Origin of the sequence: Bacteroides sp. An279, from assembly GCF_002159615.1 — a bacterium.
In the GTDB taxonomy this organism is placed as follows: Bacteria; Bacteroidota; Bacteroidia; order Bacteroidales; family Bacteroidaceae; genus Phocaeicola; species Phocaeicola intestinalis.
Genome location: NZ_NFJA01000048.1, coordinates 1 through 21,827 on the forward strand (window position 1 = coordinate 1; position 21,827 = coordinate 21,827).

Here is a 21,827-nt window from a genome sequence, read left to right on the forward strand (position 1 = left end):
CGCTCCTGTTCTTCGTCAGATAGCCCGCTATCTTCCTCATCACAGAAGCGAAAATGCCTCAAAAACTCATCCCAAATCATCGCACGATAAATTCAAAACAGCTTCTAATAAAAAAACGCCGCCCCAGGTGTAACCACTACAACCAGGACGGCTTCAAACAAATGTTTATAAAAGCAAATTATCAGAAGCGAACCATCATTTCTACTACCAATTTATCTTGTTCCGACTCCAATGCCAACGAGTTGTCATCGTAAAAATATTTCTCATAGTTCAAGCGGAGATCGGCTTGGAAAGGCTTACCAAAACTAAACGTCAAACCGCCAGTAACACGCTTGCGCTCGTGGTCGGTGATGATGTAATCTATCCCATCCTCATCCAATTCATCGCTGTTGTTACCCATATAGTCGAAACGTGCCAGAAAAGACACTTTCTTTATCAAGCTTTTTTCTTTCTTGATGAAATAATCGTAATTGATGAAAGCATCCACTGCCCACACACTCTCGAACGAAGAGTGAGCATAATCCTTATACATTGCTTCTACCTCGAAATGCCAGTTATTCCAGTCATAATAAGTGCCAAGGTCGTACATGTAGATGTTGCGGTCGAACGGGCGAATGCGCTGCGTACTTAACGTCAGATTATACCCTTTGAAAGGCTGCATCTCCAGTTTTGCTGAATAAGACAAAGCTTTGTGCCACCCTTTCTGTTCGGTCAATCCTGAACCACTGAACAAACCAGCTTCCAACGAAAAGGGAAAACCTTCTTTCATACTATATTTCAACGTGGCACCCGCATCGCGCAGACTACCCATCTGCTTGGCAATGAACGAGCGGTTAGCAAAATACTGCAAGTGAGGAGAACGGTGCGCATCAATGGTAAAAGGCACACGCATTTGCCCGATGGTGACATCAAACCCTTTAAATGGAGTAACCCTTGCATAGGCATCCAACATCTTGATAACCCCTTCGTCGCAAAGGTCGATTTCAGCCTTATAACTCACGATAGGGAGCAGTCTGCCAGTCGCGCTGACACGTGCGTTACGCACTTGGAAACGTTGCTCATTGGTCGTAGTCTGATATTCGTACTTTCCACGCACTGTACCGTGAATCTCGGGAACCGCATCTTTCCAACTAAAATCTTGAGCACCGACAGATGCTACAGAGAGCGCCAACAACAGCGCAGAGAGATATTTTTTCATTTGTCTCTTCATTTTTAACTTGTGCAAAGGTAAAGGACAAAGGTAAACTATTTATGTCAAACATGTTACAAACATGTTACATTTTATTAAGAGCCTGTTTTAAAATGTGCTCGGACTTAGAGCCTGTTTAAATTTTCCAATAAAGTAATATTCTATCAGGTTCTTTTGCGTTTGTTTCCGGTCTGTTTTCCCGATTTTATTCGTCAGATAGCCCGCTATCTTCCTCATAAAGTCAGAAAAACATCCTCGAAAACAATTCGCAAAATTAACCTGAGCAAAATTTAAACAGGCTCTTAGAGCCTGTCGTTTAAATATATGTTTAAAGATTGTGTTACATAACAATACCAGTTTCCCGGTCTACATTGTTCGTGGTCTTGGTTCCTGCATGGTGTTTCTTTCCCACACTGAAATCCCATGACAGAGTGAGCAGGAACATGTTTCCGTTATCCTTTATGAAGGACCAAGTTTCTTTCCGCACCTCATTGCTCAGCAATTTCGTGCCACCGCTCCATCCTTTGGGCTTAAAGGGATAAAGCATACCGGCACCCACATTGAAGTGCTTGATTTTGTATGAACATTGAAGCATACAGTTTTTCTCACCGTAACTGACCGTTTCACCGAACAAGGTGTTATAACGGCTGGAGACAACCGCATAAGCCGAGAACTTTTTATAAGTGAATGACAAATTGCCGCCACCATACCATGCGTTGAAGGTATGCAGATAGGCATTTCCTTTCGACTCGTATCTGTTCACACCACCATAGAGACTGAGTGAAAGCATATCAGGAACAATGTCCACATTGGCATAGAGCTGCCCGTTCAACCTTGAAAAACGGTCTTGGTTATCCACACCATACTCGAACAGATAGCTGCCGTCTTGCTGTGACACCCTGCTTACCTCTTCCATGATTGGATTCTTGCTGAAATAATAGCCTCCTTTCAGCTGCAAGTCCACCCATTTGTTTCCCCATGAAAGCTGAAGCGTATTGCTGTATGAGCGGTATGGATTCAGATTGGGATTACCACGGTTGACCTCTATATCCGTAAGCTGCTGGCGGATGTCACTGAGTGATGACAGCGACGGCACATTCGGCGTGCTGGAAAACACGTATTTAAGAGTCGCTCCTTCAAACAGTTTGTAGGATAATGAAACCGAAGGGCGGAACATATAGAACGAATACCCTTTTCCGGATTCATCATAGCTTTGCCTTGAAAGACCTACGCCCAACAGGTAGCTTAGTTTCTTCCATTTCCCATTTACCTGCACATAACCGTACAAGTCCGAACTGTGCATCCCATCCGTCTGCTTTACGTCACCCTTGTACTTATTATTGGTGTATGCCAGCGTGTATTTCAACCCGCCGCTTAAAGCCACGTTCTTGAAGTTTTTCCTGTAAATACCTTCACCAATTAATGAGTATCTTTTTCCATCCGTACTGTAGATGTATTCAGAATATGGAGCGCCTCCTTCGCTGAGTGCTTCATTGTAGTTCCGTTCAAAGTCGGAACTGATATAGGTTCCTACCACATCCAGCATGAGTTCCTGTTTCTTGGGTAGCGACACCTTTCCATACAGGTCCAATGAAGGAGAATTGGAACTATTGATTTTCTTTGTAAAACTATAGATGTCGTTTTTGCCTTCCTCCCGAATAATCTGACCGTAATCGTTATGGGGAGAACGGAAAATATTGTCCGTGAAAGAGGCATTGAATACATACCTTTCCGGTTTGGTCAGATTATAATTCAACTCCAAGTAATGGTCGGCGTAATTGAAAGGAGTAGTTATGCCTTTCAGATAACGCTTACGGTTTCCGTCCGGAAGGCTGAAAGACTGGTTCTCATCCACAAAACGGTCATTATAGTCACGATAGCTCACATAGTAGTTGAAACCGAACTCCGACAGCTTATGATTGACCTTGATATACACATTGTCATTGCCAAAACCGGTCGTAACGGCATTGGTCAGATTGAATCCTCCCGCAACGCCCGACTCCCTGCGCCTTACTATATAGTTGATAACGGCGTCCACATCCGTATTGGCATACTGCATATCCGGATTGTCAATGTATTCCACCCTCAGTACCTCGTCCGGCCTCAGAGCCTGAACCTGTGCGGTGGATGCTTCAATATCGTTGATTCTTAACTGCACACGTCCTCCGCTTAAGGTTGAAATGCTCCTTTCCATACTGTTCACCTTCAGCCCCGGAAGCTGCATGTGGCTCAGCAACTCATAACCGGACGTAGCCGCTTTAATCTGCCTAGATGAAGGGATGACAATCTGTCTGTCTATTTTTTCCACCACATTACTGCCTGTTACCGTTACGCCTTTTAAAGCCACGGCATCCTGCACCAACCGGATATCTCCTAAGTTTATTTTCCTGTCCAGATTTTCTAATAGCATGGACTGCGGCTGGTAGCCTATGTATGAAACCTGCAACAGGTAGCTTCGGGAAGATAAATCTTTCAGGATAAAATTTCCTTTATCATCCGATGTGGCTCCTGAAACAAATACCGAATCCGGCAATGACAGCAACACCACATTGGCGTAGGGCAACGGCTGGCTGTCCTCGTCAATCAATTTTCCACTTATGGTTTGTGCCGATACCCCAACTGAAATAAGTGTACAAACCAATATTAATAACATTCTGATAGTTTTCATTTTTACAGTCTTAATCAATTTACATACGGCTCTTTTGGCTGTCTCCGGCTCCCGTTCCCTTGTATTTGCTCTTGGCTGCATTAAGTTTGTAACGGATTGTCACCACAAACTCCTGTCTGTCCCATACGCTTTTTTGATACAGATAATAGTCGCCGCTATACATGCTATAGCTTATCTTATTCGTATTGAAAATGTCATTGCCTCTCAATTCAACGCTCAAAGCATCATTCAGAAAACTCTTTCTGAGCGACACGTTCACATACCCGTTCGGTTTCTCAAAATAAATATTCTGTGTCGCACCCGGGCTCTGTATGTATGAATCAAGGCTCACCATGAAATCTAAAGGCAACTCCCAAGTATTATTGAATGAAGCGGTAAATAGGGGATTATCCAAAGTTTTCGATTCCTTAAAAAAATCTATGGTAAGCCACTGCTTTTGCATACCAATACCCAGCATAGGAGACCAGCACCCGATTTTAGGGGAGGCGGACAGAAATGCGGCAAACATAGGAACAGACTTATCCCAGTTGCGTTGACTCAGCATGGTCAGTGAGGCATCTTCATTTACCAGTTCTCCCCAATTAAGAATCCAGTCCTTTGTCTGAGAGTAGGACAATGATATCTGTAGGAATCTCCAGACACCGGAAAGTGTCAGGTCGTGTATAATGGTAGGACGAAGTGTGGGATTGCCTTTTTGAAGGGTAAATCGGTCTGAATAAAATATATTGTTACTCAACTCGCTGTAAGTCGGTCGTTGGGTTTTTGCCGTGTAGCTCAACTGTGTCTGCACTTTTCCCAATTGAGTTGAGAATGAAATATTCGGAAAGAAGTTATCAAATGTACGGCTTTGTTCGTCCACATGCTTGCCATCTTCATAATAGTCAAACTTGACATGCTCATACCTCAATCCAAGCGACCAGTCACCCCACGGAAAACTGTGGTTATACTCCGCATATCCGGCAGCATTGAGTTCCTCAATCTTACTGAATGAAGACGGCACGTAGTTTTCTTCGTTCAAATAGTCGTCATTTCTATGGGTATAGGTTACTTCACTGCCCACGGCAAAAGCACCTCCACCCAATGGGAGTGACAAAGTCAGCTTTCCTGCCACAAGCCGGTTCTTTACACGATTGGCAGAATGAACATCACGGCTTTCCGAAGTCTGGCTGGTTTCCTGAAATACGGAGTTGCTACGCTTGCCATTCTGAAGATAATCGGCATTGAAATCGAGATTCATATCTCCGAATTGTCCGTTATAGTATGCATTCAGTTCATGGTCGGGATCGTAATGATAGTAATCACAACTGTTTACCTTTATGTTGTCGTAGAATACATTGTCAACATTTATATCGGTTTCTTTAGAAAGCGGATTTTCTTCATTCAGGGTCTTTCCTGCCTTATATTTCATACCGAAAGCATGATTGTCATTCAGCTGATAATTGAATCCGACATTGCCGTTTAGCATCTTTGAATAAAACTCGCCATTGCTCTTCATATCATGATTCCAAACTTTTGTTCCTCTTTCTTCCAGTTTCATACTGAAATCCTGCCAGCTTTCCATCTGATTATAATATATAGAACCGAAAATATCCAAATTATCATGCCGGTAATTGAAGTTTGCCTGTTCTATCAAATCCGTATTCTTCGACTGATAATAGCTGGAGCGCAAATTGAATCCGAAACCATCCCCTTGACGTTTAACCGTTTGAATACGGACAACAGCTTTTACGGTTGCGTCATATCTTGAACCGGGATTACGGATAACCTGTACATTCTTGATTTCATCAGAGTTAAGTTGCTCAAGCTCAGATAAGTCATGCAGTTTTCTGCCGTTTATATATATAAGAGGTGTTCCTTTCCCGAAAACCTCAAATGCATCCTGCTTTTTGGTAATACCCGGTATTTTGGTCAATACATCATTGGCAGAACCAGCCTTGCTCAACACACTGTTCTCCACATTTGTCACCATAGCATCACCCTTCATGCGTGTCACAGGTAAATTACCTTTAACAACAACTTCATTCAACAATTGTGCATCCGATTCGAGTTGCACGATACCGATATTGGCAGGAGATACTAGTCTGTACACCGTTTTATACCCTATGGAAGATATTTTCACTATCTGGTTCTCCGATGTGGCTTCCAGTGTGAAAGCCCCGTCTTCCTCGCTGATGGTTCCGCTTACAAACGCCAAATCCGGTAGTGAGAGCAGTACCACATTGGCGTAGGGCAACGGTTTACCATTTTCTTCAACCAACTTTCCTGATATCGTTTGTGAGTTGGCTGTCAATGATGTAGCAACAAACAATGCTAAGAAAAAGAATCTCATAATCATGTATCTATTTTGCGTTAATTTTTCTGTCGCAAAAATAGATACGAATCTAATTATAACGATAAAAATGATATAGATACGGAATAGACAAGCACGATGAAGATGAAATTTATAAAACAATATAAATCAATGTTCTACAAAGCGTATCAATCTTCCTGTATAGACAAATGCAATCCTCAATATTCCCAAAGCCAGATATCAAGGCTTTTTTCTTTTGAAAATTCACCCAACTCTGAATAAATCTTTGTTTTTATGCGAAGTTTACTTCGTGAAACTGATGTTGGAGCTATATTCAAAAAAACAGATATTTCTGTGATGGAAAAACGAAGTTTAATCAAACAGCATAAAATTATTTCGTGCTCACTGAGGGATGAGATTTCTTTTGATAATCGTTGTGTGAAATTATGAAATATATTATCTGTTACTTGACATATGTCACTTAGTTCCGTATCATTCAAGTAGACAGGCTTCAAATGAAGATTTCGTAAGAATGGTATTTGCGTCAACAATAAAGAACATAATTCTTTTTCCCTTTTTTCTAATAATAGAAGTCTATCAGATAAAGTCTTTACATTCGACAATTCATGAGAAGATATAGAATAGGAAGCAATCTTTTCATGTAGCATATTTTTCTCTAAAGACAAACGTTCATTTTCTTTTTTCAAATTCTTGAGTGCCTCTATCTGCTCAATATAAAGCTCCTTTTTCTTATTGTTTTCTGCAAACTGTGACTGAAGTTCTACAATATATGATTCGTTCTTTTCAACTTCTAGTTCTTTTTGATGTAGTTGTAAAGCCAAACTTGTTAACTCCTCTTCTTTCTTTTGTATTGTAATTCGCTTACGCAAATAAATATAAATAAGTAAAATACCCAATAGCAGAACTATCACTACAGTAAACATCCACCAATAGGTGATATTAGCTTTTTCCAACTCCAACTTTTGTTTTTCTGTAATTAATTTTTCATTATTATACTTTTCTTTATAGGCTATGATTTGTTTTCCTTTATCTATAGTAATAATAGAGTCATTATAAAACAATAATGAGTCACAATAAGTTTTCAGGTATTGGTTGTATTTAGGCTTCTCACTTAATCTATATAAATATTCATAAATAGATGCCTTTGTATAAATATTATCAGTATTCAATGCTTTATTTAGATAATAAAAAGCTGAATCTAATTTGCCTAAACGAAAATAGTTCTTGCCTATTAATGAGAATGGACGATATTCTATTGGAAATGACTGCAAAATACTTAAAGATTTTTCTATTTTATGACTATTCGTATACACTAAAGCTATTTCACGTTGAATGTCATAATAATAATCCGTATTTTTAAGTCCAAGTTCTGCTGCTATTGCACTACATCTTTGATAGGACTCCATCGCTTTGGGAAGTTTATTTGAGATACAATAGCATCTGGCTAAATATTGTAATGCACCCATTTGATACCGTAAGTTTGAATCTCTGACAGCATAATCGTATGCCTTTGTGCAGGATTCCAGTGCATAGTCTGTTAAGTTACGATATAAATATAACTTTCCTAAAGAAGACATTATAAGGTATCCTGTTTTATAGTCTTCCGTTTTTTCTACTTCTGATTTACCTTCCAAATAATACTTCATTGCTTCTTCTATATGACCCAAATTGTAATTGATGTTTCCCATATAGAGGGCCGACATTGCCTTTCTACGGGCATTATTTGTAGGCTTGTAATAATCGTATGCTATCCGTACAAGCGAATCGGAAGAGATTTTCATCAGCTGTTTTACCTTTGCCTGTGAGGTCAGCAGACACCACAGCGCATGGTTCTCCTTATCAGTTTGTAACGAAGGAATCTCCATACTTTCCAATAGATGCAATGCACTGTCCGGATGGTCGAACATTACCTTTTCCGCTTGTTCAAGTTCCGGCATCAGTTTGTTTGTTGTTTTATTTCCGTTGCATCCTGAAATTATCAAAATAGAATATAATATTATAATTGCGTATATTATTTGTCTCATATAATCATTATTTTCGATGCAAAAGTATAAAAATATTGCTTTCAGCTATGTTCCTAAGGTTATTTATCGAGTGTTTTCCCGCCTTTGATAAGCAACCGTCCCCGTTTGCCTGTGCGAACGCCGTCGTACGAATACCACAAGGCGGCATCATTACATTCCCGGAAACAATTCGCAAATAAACCTGAGCAAAATTTAAACCTTACACAAAGCGCAACGTTTCCACCTTTTCCAACCGCGCACGCAAACGCGGCATTTCCGACTTACGGATGCGCAGACGCATGAAACAATCCATATCATAGGATTGGCTCACAATCTCAGGCAGATTTTCTTTCACAACCCGCATCACATCGTTCATAAAAGGATATTCAAAAGCGATGCCCACTTCTTCGTCAACCGTCTTTTCTACCACTTCGGCTTCCTCCAAAGCCAGTGAAGCAGCCGTACGGTATGCTACTATCAGCCCGCTTGTACCTAACTTGATACCCCCAAAATAGCGCACCACAATCACCAGCACATCGGTCAGCTCTTTCGAATTGATTTGCCCCAATATCGGTTTTCCGGCTGTGCCCGAAGGCTCTCCGTTATCATTGGCACGGAAATTCTTCCGCTCCGCCCCTAACATGTAAGCATAACACACATGGCGGGCATCGTAATATTTCTTCTGGTAAATATCCAGCTGTTCTTTCACCGCTTCAAGGGTACGCACAGGAAGGGCAACGGCGATAAACTTGCTCCGCTTCTCCGTATAAACAGCTTCCGAAGGTCCGGTTATGGTTCTATAGGTATCGTCCACGTGTCCTCCTGCCTTTTTCGGTTAACGTTGCGGGAAATGATGATTACGGTGAATCACCCGTACCTGAAGCTGGCGAATCAACGACTTGCCCAGAATGATAAGTGTCACGGCTATCAGTATCAGCACAATTCCCAATATAATGCGGGGAGTAAGCCGTTCGCCGAACACCAACACCCCGCAACAGATAGCGGTCAGCGGTTCTAATGCACCTAATATGGCGGCTGGAGTCGAACCGATATAATGAATGGACTTTGTCATTGCCACCAATGAAATAACGGTCGGGAACAAGGCAAGGCATACCGGATTTATCCATAATACCGGCTGGCTGACTACATCCAGTTGGGTGCAGAATTTCAAGCGTATCACATAGACGCTCAAGCCAAACAACAAGACATAGAATGTCAGCTTGGCGATAGGCATATCCTTCAATACCGAACGGTTTACACCTATTATATACAGAGCATACGTGAGCGAGGATATAAAGACCAGCGTCACGCCCGTCAGGCTTAAAGTCTGCCCGCCTTCGCCTTGATAAAGCAACGAGATGCCCGTAAACGCCAATGCGATAGAAATCATTGTTATCGGGGAAACTTTTTCTTTAAAGAATACCGCCATCATAATGGCCACCAGCACCGGATAGACAAACAGGATGGTGGAGGCAATCCCCGCATCCATATAATTATAAGACAAGAACAAAGTAAGCGACGAGAAGGAAAAGAGCAGTCCCATGATTACCAACGGCAACACTTCGCACCGGCGCAATGCAAACGACTGCTTCTGCACCAACATCATCACGCCAAGCATGACCAGCCCAAAGGCATACCGGTAAAACAACACAGAATCCGCCCCCATGCCATCGGCATAAAGAGGCAAGGCGAACAAGGGATTCAACCCATAACTGGCAGCTGCTATAGCTCCATACGCAAACCCTTTGAATGTAACACGCTCCATAAATCCAATCCGTTTTTCAAAACCGGGTGCAAAGATAGGAGTTTTTAAATGAAGAATGAAGAATGAAGAACAAAGAATTTTTGCGTTTTTACAATTCTTCATTTATGGGATAGGAGTTAGAAAGGAGTTAAAGGGAGTTAGAGGGAGTTAGAAAGGAGTTAAAGGGAGTTAGAGGGAGTTAGAAAGGAGTTAAAGGGAGTTAGAGGGAGTTAGAAAGGAGTTAGAGGCCAATAGCCTTGCTTCTGAAACCGACATCAGAAACACAGATTTTCGCGGATTATTTTAATTTACTATTTTTCAATTTACGAAGTACGATTTAATGCTCAAATAGTAGATAGTAAATTGTCAAATCGTAAATTAAAATAATTTGAATATCCGCATTTCACCCAATTGCCTTGTAGGGGCGTATCGCATACGCCCTGAAGACATCCACGTGGATTAGTTGACGAATTCGGGCGTATGCGATACGCCCCTACATGGGATGTTTGCGGATATTCAATTAAAATAATCCGCGAAAATCTGCGTGAATCTGCGTTTCTGAAATAACTCCCTCTAACTCCTATTCCAGCTTATGAACAACAAGCCCCGAACGCAACTTAGGCTCGAACCAGGTGGTTTTGGGCGGCATAATGTTGCCCGTATCGGCAATGTCCATCAACTGCTTCATCGATACCGGATACAACGCCAGCGCCATTTGCATCTCGCCGCTATCCACCCGCTTCTTCAGCTCTCCCAATCCACGGATGCCGCCTACGAAATCAATGCGCTTGTCCGAGCGCAAATCCTTAATGCCTAATATCTCATCCAGAATCAATCTGGAAGAAATCGTCACATCCAGCACGCCTATCGGGTCATTATCATCATACGTATCCGGCTTCGCGGTCAGGCTATACCATTTGCCCCCTACATAAAGCGAAAAGTTGTGCAAAGCCTGCGGCTTATAGATTTCCGCCCCCTTCTCCTCCACCTCAAAATGCTTTCTCAAAGCTTCGATGAAAGCTTGTGGAGTCAATCCGTTCAAATCCTTCACAACCCGGTTATAGTCAATAATGGTCAACTGATTGGCGGGGAAACATACTGCCATGAAGTAATTGTATTCTTCATCCCCTTTGTGGTTCGGATTCTGCCGGGCTTTCTCCGCCCCCACCAGTGCAGCCGCCGCACTCCGGTGATGCCCGTCGGCAATATACATGGCAGGAATCTTTTCAAATGCACGCGTGATGGCTTCGATGTCCTCCTCCGCGTCTATTACCCAAAATGTGTGGCCGAATCCGTCTCCCGGCGCGATGAAATCGTATTCAGGCTTCCGTTCCACATATTTCTTCACAATCGCATCCAGTTCCGCGTTTTCCGGATAAGCGAAGAAAACCGGTTCGATATTCGCATTATTCACCCGTACATGCTTCATGCGGTCTTCTTCCTTATCGCGGCGGGTCAGTTCGTGCTTCTTGATGTTCCCGTTCATGTAGTCGGGCACGTACGCACCTACCACCAATCCATATTGGGTCTTCCCGTCCATCGTCTGGGCATAGACGTAATAGCACGCCTTTTCATCCTGCACCAGCCAGCCTTTCTCTTGGAACATCCGGAAATTCTCTGCCGCTTTTTCATATACGCGCGGGTCATGCTCATCCGTTCCTTCGGGAAAGTCTATCTCAGGCTTGATAATGTGATACAGCGATTTCTCATTGCCCGCGGCTTCTGCCCGCGCCTCTTCCGAATTAAGCACGTCATAGGGGCGCGAAGCCACTTCCTCCACCAACTCTTTCGGCGGACGTATGCCTTTAAAGGGTCTTATCTTTACCATAGTATTCAGTTGATAATTAATAATTAATAATTATATCATACGCGGTATGGATTTTGCTACGCCGGATTTGTAATCCGAAAGAACAAAACAATCACAGTGCCGCATAGTCAATTATTAACTATTAATTATTAATTGTTAATTGATAGTTACTTATTCACCCGGAACTTCTCACATCCGTCTTTCAAAAAGCCGACAATCTGTTTTGCGGCTGCTATGCCCGCGTTGATATTGGCTTCGGCGGTCTGTGCGCCCATCTTCTTCGGAGTAGAGAAATAACGTCCGGGGAATTGCTCGGCAAATTCGGCATGATGGACCGGCATGATATCCGTCACATACTTCAAGTCTGGACGGTCGTTCATCAAGCGAAGCAAGTCTGCCTCGTTAATGACTTCCTTACGTGCCGTATTCACCAGCAGCCCGTTCTTCGGCATACGGTTCACCAAATCATAATTGATGGAATTCTTCGTTTCAGCAGTAGCCGGGATGTGAAGCGAAACCACGTTACAGGTTTCGTACAAGGCTTCGGCGGAATCTACCGGAACGATTCCGTCACCCTCCATCACTTCTTTGGGGCAATAAGCATCGTAAGCATAAATCTCCATGCCGATACCCTTAGCGATACGGGCGACATTGCGTCCCACATTTCCGTAGGCATGAATACCCAGTTTCTTGCCTTTCAACTCCGTACCGGATTTGCCGTCATAAAAATTGCGGACAGCCATTATCATCATTCCGAAAGCCAGCTCTGCCACCGCATTCGAGTTCTGCCCCGGCGTGTTCATTACGCATACGCCATGAGCCGTAGCCGCTTCAAGGTCTACATTGTCATATCCCGCTCCGGCACGTACTACAATCTTCAGTTCCTTGGCAGCATCCAACACTTCATTGTCTATCACGTCGCTCCGGATAATCAAAGCATTTGCGTCTTTCACCGCATCCAGCAATTGCGCCTTATCGGTATATTTCTCCAACAGGGCCAATTCGTAACCAGCTCCTTCTATTTCTTTACGGATACCGTCTACCGCTACCTTAGCAAACGGTTTCTCTGTTGCAACCAATATTTTCATAGAAATCCAATGTTAAATTAATAAATTAGAGGGAGTTAAAAGAAGTTAGAGGGAGTTAGATGCCAATACCTTTTACAATTTTCAGAGGCAAGAGTATTGACCTTTAACTCCTTGAACGAAGTGATAACTCCTGTGAAACATAACTACCTTTAACTCCCGTGAAACATAACTGAGCAAATCAATGCATCTTCTCGAATTCCTGCATGCAGTCAATCAATGCCTGTACGCTTTCCACAGGCAGTGCATTGTAGCATGAAGCACGGAATCCTCCGACCGAACGGTGACCCTTAATGCCTACCATACCTTTTTCGGTGGCAAACTTCAAGAAATCAGCTTCCAGTTCTTTATATTCGTCAGCCATCACAAAACAAATGTTCATATACGAACGGTCTTCGGGAGCCGTCACCGTGCCACGGAACAACTTGTTGCGGTCAATCTCGGCATACAGCATGTCCGAACGCAACTTGGCACGGCGCTGCATTTCCTCTACCCCGCCTTGCGCCTTCAGCCAACGCAAGGTCTGCAAAGCCGCATAAATAGGCACTACAGGAGGTGTATTGAACATAGAGCCCTTCTCGATATGGGTCTGGTAATTCAGCATGGTCGGAATGTGACGCGAAACTTTCCCTACCGCATCATTCTTCACGATAACAAAAGTCACGCCTGCAGGAGCTAGGTTCTTTTGCGCGCCGCCATAAATACAGATATACTTCGATACGTCAATCGGACGTGAAAAGATATCAGACGACATATCTGCCACCAACGGCACGTTCACTTCCGGATCGGCATGCAACTCTGTACCATAGATGGTATTGTTAGTCGTGATGTGAAAATAGTCTACGTCAGCAGGTACATCATACCCTTTCGGAATGAAAGTGTAGTTGGCATCTGCCGAAGAAGCCACCTCAATCACCTCACCGAAAGCCTTAGCCTCCTTCATCGCCTTCTTTGCCCAAGTACCTGTATTGAGATAAGCGGCTTTCTTTTCCAATAAATTGTAGGGTACCATGCAGAACTCCAAGCTCGCACCACCCCCTAGGAACAATACCGAATAGCCGTCAGGGATATTCAAAAGTTCTTTAAACAATGCCACAGCTTCGTCCACCACCGGTTGGAAGTCTTTAGCGCGGTGACTGATTTCCATCAACGAAAGCCCTGAACCGTTAAAGTCCAGAATTGCCTGAGCTGTTTTCTCGATTACTTCGCGAGGCAAAATAGAAGGTCCCGCATTAAAATTATGTTTTTTCATTTGGCAGTTTGTTTAGGTTAGACAATATCATTAAATTCTTTTGTTGCGAATATAGTGATAATTTTTAGACTCCCAAAAGATTTCCTTATATTTTTATGCCGGGACCACCTTTTTTCTTACAAAATAAGAACTGAATCGTGATTTTGATTACATATTGACACATCTCAATCCCCCTATGATTTACATCCGTCCTGCAATCATAGCATTTTGTACGTAACTGAGAAGTTCACTGAGATATTTCTGACACAAAGTTATTATTTTGCCAATTCTATCAAAGCTTTTACCCCTTTTATCTTTTCATTTTGTATAAGATTTAATGTTTGTTTGCATTTATTGCGTGCAATGGCAGCGTAGGCATGACGTTCCTTCACGTCCACCTTGCCGATGTCATCACGCCCAAGGTTAGCCTTCTTCGACAAAAAACCCACAATATCCACCTTGTTGACCTTGTCCTTTTTCCCTTTCCCGATATACAAGGTCACGAAGCGAGGCAGCGCAGGTTCGGGCAATCGTTGAGGGAACTCAAACATTTCCATCTCCCCGTCCAAGTATCCGGGCAACTGCTCCTCACTATAAAGGATGACATAAGCATTGCCTTCAGCTTCCCAACGTGCTGTGCGTCCGTTGCGGTGTACAAAACCGTCAGCGGAAACAGGCAGATGATAATGCACCACATTACGGATTTCGGGAATGTCAAGCCCACGTGCCGCCAGATCGGTCGACACCAATACCGGACAACTACCGTTACGGAACTTATAAAGCGCCCGCTCACGCTCTTCCTGTTCCATTCCTCCGTGATACACCTCGGCATACACCTTCATTCCACGCAGGTACGTCCCTATTCGCTCCGCACTCTCACGATGGTTGCAAAACACCAGCGTTGACTCATCACCCAAGCAACAGAGCAGCTTGTACAATGTCTCCAGCTTATCTTTCACAGGCGACTCCACCTTATATATATGCAGGCGCGAACCTATACCAGCATGTAGGAAATCCAACTTATGCATACGGTTCATTCCAGCAAAGCGGGGAATTTCCTCGGCATCCGTAGCTGATAACAAAAGGCGCCGCTCCACGCATGGCAACTGCCCGAGCACAGAAGCCATCTCTTCCTGGAAGCCAAACTCCAAACACTTGTCGAACTCATCGATAACCAACATCCGTACCGTTGAGGCATCAAAGTTCGCCTTCTGTAAATGGTCATTCATGCGTCCCGGCGTACCGATGATAACTGAAGGCAACAAGCTGTTCATCGTCCGGTGTTCGTCCATCGCCGGACGGCCACCATAACAGCTCATCACCTTGAAAGGAGTACCCATCTGCCTAAACACCTGCTCAATTTGCAAGGCCAATTCACGCGAAGGTACCAGCACTACTGCCTGCACTCCCTTCACACCGGATTTAAGAAAAGAAACCAACGGCAACAAATAGGCCAGCGTCTTACCTGAGCCTGTCGGCGAAAGCAAGACCAAATCGCCTCCTTCACCGAAAGCCTGTAGGGATGCACGCTGCATCTCATTCAACACCTTTATACCCATCCGTTCCAGTATTTCATCCATATTTTTTATCATTATATTACTCAAGTATTATATTACGACATTTTTACGATTCAAATAATATCCACAAAAGATTCAGGCACTGTTTTTAAGATAAATGCATCAAAAGTATACATTCAGAGTAAAAGATGTTCAAAAATATATACTGCATCGGCAGAGACAGTGCCCGTTCAACCAGGCATTCTTTCAGAAATATTACTACATAAAAATACCTTGATGGCCATTTGTTTAGCCACCAAGGATCTTTTAAGAGCGGTAAGCGGGACTCGAACCCGTGACCCTCAGCTTGGGAAGCTGATGCTCTACCAACTGAGCTACTACCGCATTACCTTTATTTCGGGTGCAAAAATAGAATTTTATTGTGAAATAGCCAAACGAAATCATATCAAATATTTATTTTTTGATCAAAAGGCAGGGTTTTTTAATCAAAATATGCAATATACGCAATTACCCCCAATAACAGGCACTTTCCAGATGAAGATATCTTACTTTGCCGTTCCAATTATCTTCGTAAGCTGTCGCAATTAACTGGAATGGCTTATGAAGTATATCATCTTTTTGAAAGCATATTAATTAAACGGAGCGGACATTCACATTTAGAGCCTGTCGTACATTTGTACGTTTAAATTTTCCAATAAAGTAATATTCTATCAGGTTCTTTTGCGTTTGTTTCCGGTCTGTTTCCCCGATTTTATTCGTCAGATAGCCCGCTATCCTCCTTATAAAATCAGAAAAACATCCTCGAAAACAATTCGCAAAATTAACCTGAGCAAAATTTAAACGACAGGCTCTTACCTCCAATATACAAAAAATGCTCTAATCATCCGACATTTCACCACATATAAACCATCCAAACAAAATAATACCTTGCCCTATCAATATCACCAAAACAGCAATGGAGATATAGCTAGTTCAAGGTATTATTCCAATAAAATGGCAAACCAGTTCTTCCTTCAACCTGTTTCCCTACAAGAGGGAGATTATTCCTGCATACTTACACGATAGATAACAAAAGTCTGTGCACCTACTTCAGACTGCAAAGTCTTACCATCAACAGTAACTTTACTTTCTTTCGGAGTAATCAGATTGGGATTATCCAACGAATTTTCTTCATCCGGATTATCCGAGTGGAACAGGATACAATCGGCCTGCGTAGCAAGTTTTTTCTTTTTCAAGCCATCAAATTCTACCGTTACAGATTGAGCCTTATCGGATACGTTGACAATCTTAACGATATAGCTTTTTGTAGGTTCATCCCACACAGCGCTGGCAAACAAACCATTTTGATCTGGCTGACCGCTTACAGCCTTGCCATCCATCAACAAAGGCACAACCTGTGTACCTTTATTGTGTCCATAAAGGTATTGCACATACCAGCTGCATGAACGTACACTACGCAAATTGTCAAACCAAATCAAGTCCGGACGCCATTGCCAGCCTTTCACATGCGCCAATAAAGGAGCATAAGTAGCCATATACACTACATCAGCATTACGTTCCACTCCTGTCAGGAAAGCAGCTTCAAGCAATGATGCATAAAAATGATTCCATTTCTTTCCTTTTCCGTGGCAAGCATATTCTCCTGCAAACACCTTCGGTCCTTTACGGTCATAATTATCATAACGATTGCCCGACTTCAAGAACCAATCTTCGGGGCGATAAAAATGTTCGTCGACCAAATCCACTTTCAACTTTTTCATCTCAGGCCACAAATAATCAAAGTCCTTACCCTCCGAATTCGGACCAGATGAACCGATAATCTGAATATCGGGATAAGCTTTGCGGATAGCATCGACAAAATATTTCAGACGTTCGGGATACTCCGGTCCCCACTGTTCGTTTCCTACTCCAATAAATTTCATATTAAAAGAAGCGGGATGTCCCATTTCGGCACGAAGTTTACCCCACTTTGTTGTTTCATCACCATTGGCAAACTCAATAAGGTCAAGTGCGTCCTGAATATAGCTTTGCAGGCTGTCCACTGGGACATGCGCTTTAGGATCATCGTTTTGATACTGGCATGCCAGACCTACATTAACAATCGGAAGAGGCTCAGCGCCCATATCTTCAGCCAACAAGAAAAGTTCGTAAAATCCCATACCATATGTCTGGTGATAATCAGGATAATAACGATGAGGGAAAGTATATTCCCATCGGTTCGAGTTCAACGGACGGTTCTCTACAGGACCTACTGAGTTTTTCCATTGATAACGGTCATTGATATGTGTACCTTCTACGATACATCCACCAGGGAAACGGAATACACCTGGTTTGGTATCAACCAAGGCCTGTACAAGATCTTTACGCAAACCATTTTCACGCCCTTTCCATGTATCGACGGGGAAAAGTGAAATATGCTCCAAGTCAACATTGCCTGCAGAAGCCAGGAAGATACGCAGCTGTGCCGCATCAATGGTTTGTGGAGCAGTAAGCACCAATTCATATTTTTTCCAATCAGCCGAGTTCAAGGCTACGTCTCCCGAAGTCAACACCTGAGTTTCCCCCATCGAATACGGATCAATGAGTTCCACCCGGATCTTCTGCCCGTTTCCTCTGGCCCACACAGTAAAGCGGTATTGAGCATTTTCTTTCAATCCAATGCCGAAAAAGCCTTCATTGACTACCCCTGTACGCTTATGCGGATGTCCCGGATCTGCAAGACGAATGTAATGTGGATTACGGTCGAAAGGTCCATCCTCCAAGACCGTAACATTACCGAATGTTTTCCAGCCTTGCAGACGATTGGGAAATTCAAATGAACGGTTCATGACCAATTCGGCATACAATCCTCCATCTGCACCATAATTAATATCCTCAAAAAAATGTCCATACATGGTGGGTTGGATTTCGGCACCTGGCTTGTTTGCCTTTACCACCATGTGGTTGACTTCCTGTGCCGCCAGCCCCGTACAGCAACAAGTCGCCAAGGCCAAACTGAAAATTGTTGATTTATTCATAAATTATCATTTGATTTCGAGTGTAACAATAGACATAGCAGGCAATTTTACCAACAAACCGCCCTTTTGCAACTTAACATCCTTGAAATCCTTCACAGTAACGGCATCCGGATTTTCAAACGTATTATACGTATCAATCTTATCTGCAGCCAGGATACGTCCCGTAACCTGTTTCCCCTCGAGACCTTCCAGGTTAACGGTTACCTCAGCCGATTCTTCAAGGTCGATATTAGACAACGACAAGTGAATACGTCCTTCCTTGTCACGCGAAGCACTTGTACTAATCATAGGTACCACACGATTATCACGCACATTCTTATAGGTACATTGCAGGTCTGATGGCAAGAACGTAGCATCTTGATGTACATTATACATTTCGAATACATGATAAGTCGGCGTCAGGACCATTTTGTCCTCTTTCGTCAAAATCATCGATTGCAGCACATTAGCGATCTGGGCTATGTTGGTCATCTTCACACGGTCGGTATATTTATGGAAGATATCCAATGTAAGTGAAGCTACAAACGCATCACGCATCGTGTTCTGCTGATACAGATGGCCGGGAATTGTACCGGGTTCTTCATCCCACCAAGTACCCCATTCATCGACGATAAGAGCAATTTGTTTCTTCGGATCATATTTATCCATAATAGCCATGTGACGCTTCAACACATCCTCAATTTCACGGCATTTACCCATCGTCCAATAGTAATCATCGGTTGTAAACTTAGTAGCAGAACCTTTACTTCCAGTCCATCCAGGTACTGTATAATAATGCAAAGATACACCATCCATACGATGACCGACATTCTGCATCAACACTTCTGTCCAATTATAATCGTAATCGCTGGCACCGCTGGCAATCTTAAACAATTTATTTCCATTGTAGTTACGACAATATGTAGAATAACGACGATACAAATCGGCATAATATTCCGGACGCATACTGCCTCCACAACCCCAACTTTCATTACCTACACCAAAGTATTTTACTTTCCAAGGTTTTTCACGTCCATTCTGCAAACGCAACTTTGCCATGGGGCTTCCCTGCTCAGATGTCATATATTCCACCCACTTTGCCATTTCTTCTACTGTTCCGCTTCCCACATTGCCGCTGATATAAGGCTCGCAACCCAAAAGCTCGCACAAGTTAAGAAATTCGTGAGTACCAAAACTATTATCTTCTACAGTCCCTCCCCAGTTATTGTTCACCATTTTCGGGCGGTTTTCTTTGGGTCCAATGCCATCCATCCAATGATATTCATCGGCAAAGCATCCGCCTGGCCAACGCAATACAGGTACTTTCAATTTTTTCAACGCTTCAAGTACATCATTACGGTATCCGTTTGTATTAGGAATAGGAGAATCCTCACCTACCCACAAGCCCCCATAAATACAGGTACCCAAATGCTCGGCGAATTGTCCGTATATTTCTTTCGGAATGATTTGTTCAGCCTTTTCTGTGTGAACGGTTACAGTCGCGTGTTGTTGTGCGGATACAGCAAGGCTGACGCCCAGCATCAAGCCACTAAGAATCAGTTTGTTTTTCATTTTTTCTTCTTTAATTAATCATTAATCGGCTCATTCACTAACCTTATATTTTACAGCTGCTTCTTCGATAGGTAAACCAGCTTTATAAGTTTCAATGTATGCATTGAATCCTGCTACATCTTTCAGGTCCGGTTTAATTTCCACACCTGTGTTCCCAGCAAATACTTGTTCATCAAGGAAATCGGCAAGCGACAATTTTTGTGGATTGTTCACCAAATAAGACCCTAACAAAGCAATACCCCAGGCACCGCCTTCACCGGCCGTTTCCATAACAGATATAGGCGAATTGAGTGCTGCCGCCAAAATGCGCTGTCCTACCCCTTTTGTCTTGAACAATCCTCCGTGACCTGTAATACGGTCTACTTTGATTTTCTCTTCGTTGAACAAAATATCATTACCTATTTTCAGTACAGCCACAGATGCATACAGGTTGGCACGCATAAAGTTGGCAAGGTTGAATTTATCATTGGCAGAACGTACAACCAAAGGTCTTCCTTCAGCAAGTCTGGTTACCGGTTCACCCGAAATGTAATTGTAAGAAATCAGTCCACCACAATCAGCATCTCCTTCAAGAGCATGATTATACAGTTTTCCGAAAACCTCATTCATATCTACGGGTACCCCCAGTAGTTCTTGATATTCTTTAAACAAATTAACCCAGGCATTAAGGTCGGAAGTACAATTATTACAATGTACCATGGCAACCAGGCTGCCGTCAGGCGTAGTCACCATATCAATCATTTCATACGGTTTCGACAAGTCTTTCTCCAGTACAATCATAGAAAACGAAGAAGTACCTGCCGATACATTACCTGTACGCTGCTTCACAGCATTGGTAGCCACCATACCTGTTCCTGCATCTCCTTCGGGAGGACACAAAGGTATGCCTGCTTTCAAACGGCCGGACCCATCAAGTTTTTTAGCACCCTCAGGTGTCAGGAAACCTGCATTCTCACCGGCTTGCAACACCTTAGGCAAAATATCGGTCAATTTCCAAGAAAAGCCTTTCGGTGCAACCATTTTATCGAATTTCTCCACCATCTCTGCCGAATAATTCTTTGTAGCAGGGTCAATGGGAAGCACACCCGAAGCATCGCCGATGCCCAATACCTTTTTCCCACTCAACTGCCAGTGCACATATCCAGCCAAAGTTGTCAGATAAGCAATATCTTTTACATGTGATTCACCGTTCAGAATAGCCTGATACAAATGAGAGATGCTCCAGCGCAACGGAATATTGTAAACAAATGCTTCCGAAAGAGCTGCTGCAGCTATGCCTGTATTGGTATTGCGCCACGTACGGAACGGAACGAGAATCTCCTCTTTATCATTGAAAGCCATATAACCGTGCATCATGGCACTAACGCCAATAGCCGCCAAAGTTTCTATATCCGTATCGTACTGTTTCTTTACATCAGCACATAGATCGGCATAACAATCCCGAAGTCCGTTCCAAATGGCATCAATGCTATAAGTCCACAGTCCATCTACCAATTGGTTTTCCCAAACATGACTTCCCTGAGCTATAGGTTTGTTTTCGGGGTCGATCAATACTGCTTTAATACGAGTCGAACCCAATTCGATACCCAAAATAGCCTTTCCTGATTCGATAATTGATTTTGTGTCTGTATTCATGATATGATTATATGATTATAATAAATAATAAAAATAAAACACAGAGACACAAAGGCACAGAGAATCTAT

At 42.9% G+C, this 21,827-nt stretch carries 13 protein-coding genes and 1 tRNA gene; all 14 read right to left on the reverse strand.

The window, feature by feature from the left end; translation table 11 throughout:
* Positions 1-181 precede the first annotated feature (181 nt).
* Complete coding sequence (locus B5F78_RS09705; protein ID WP_022039921.1) at positions 182-1,198, reverse strand: porin; 1,017 nt, start codon at positions 1,196-1,198, stop codon at positions 182-184.
* 331 nt (positions 1,199-1,529) lie between these two features.
* Positions 1,530-3,857, reverse strand: coding sequence for a TonB-dependent receptor (locus B5F78_RS09710; protein ID WP_239473439.1), 2,328 nt, complete (start codon positions 3,855-3,857; stop codon positions 1,530-1,532).
* A 19-nt stretch (positions 3,858-3,876) separates the two neighbouring features.
* Entirely contained in the window at positions 3,877-6,186 is a 2,310-nt protein-coding gene (locus B5F78_RS09715; RefSeq protein WP_164470543.1) for an outer membrane beta-barrel protein, read from the reverse strand.
* Between the two features lie 179 nt (positions 6,187-6,365).
* Entirely contained in the window at positions 6,366-8,192 is a 1,827-nt protein-coding gene (locus tag B5F78_RS09720; RefSeq protein WP_087406592.1) for a tetratricopeptide repeat protein, read from the reverse strand.
* A gap of 199 nt (positions 8,193-8,391) precedes the next feature.
* Positions 8,392-8,985, reverse strand: coding sequence for an IMPACT family protein (locus B5F78_RS09725; protein WP_087213434.1), 594 nt, complete (start codon positions 8,983-8,985; stop codon positions 8,392-8,394).
* A 21-nt stretch (positions 8,986-9,006) separates the two neighbouring features.
* Positions 9,007-9,936, reverse strand: a complete 930-nt coding sequence (locus B5F78_RS09730) for a DMT family transporter (protein ID WP_087406593.1) — start codon at positions 9,934-9,936, stop codon at positions 9,007-9,009.
* Positions 9,937-10,495: 559 nt separating this feature from the next.
* The gene (locus B5F78_RS09735) at positions 10,496-11,743 is read right to left on the reverse strand and encodes a DUF1015 domain-containing protein (protein ID WP_087406594.1); all 1,248 of its coding nucleotides are present in this window, start codon (positions 11,741-11,743) and stop codon (positions 10,496-10,498) included.
* Between the two features lie 146 nt (positions 11,744-11,889).
* Positions 11,890-12,810 (reverse strand): NAD(P)-dependent oxidoreductase, encoded by a 921-nt coding sequence (locus B5F78_RS09740; protein ID WP_013616292.1) that lies wholly within the window; start codon positions 12,808-12,810, stop codon positions 11,890-11,892.
* Positions 12,811-12,988: 178 nt separating this feature from the next.
* Positions 12,989-14,059 (reverse strand): 3-phosphoserine/phosphohydroxythreonine transaminase, encoded by a 1,071-nt coding sequence (gene serC, locus B5F78_RS09745; RefSeq protein ID WP_087406595.1) that lies wholly within the window; start codon positions 14,057-14,059, stop codon positions 12,989-12,991.
* 254 nt (positions 14,060-14,313) lie between these two features.
* A complete protein-coding gene (locus B5F78_RS09750) occupies positions 14,314-15,618 on the reverse strand; it encodes a DEAD/DEAH box helicase (protein WP_022039084.1) in 1,305 nt (434 codons plus the stop codon).
* A 248-nt stretch (positions 15,619-15,866) separates the two neighbouring features.
* Positions 15,867-15,939 (reverse strand) — tRNA-Gly (locus B5F78_RS09755).
* Positions 15,940-16,595: 656 nt separating this feature from the next.
* Positions 16,596-18,572, reverse strand: coding sequence for an alpha-L-arabinofuranosidase C-terminal domain-containing protein (locus B5F78_RS09760; RefSeq protein WP_087406596.1), 1,977 nt, complete (start codon positions 18,570-18,572; stop codon positions 16,596-16,598).
* A gap of 6 nt (positions 18,573-18,578) precedes the next feature.
* Complete coding sequence (locus B5F78_RS09765; protein WP_022041241.1) at positions 18,579-20,123, reverse strand: alpha-N-arabinofuranosidase; 1,545 nt, start codon at positions 20,121-20,123, stop codon at positions 18,579-18,581.
* Between the two features lie 30 nt (positions 20,124-20,153).
* Complete coding sequence (locus tag B5F78_RS09770) at positions 20,154-21,758, reverse strand: xylulokinase (protein WP_022041240.1); 1,605 nt, start codon at positions 21,756-21,758, stop codon at positions 20,154-20,156.
* Positions 21,759-21,827: the final 69 nt, after the last annotated feature.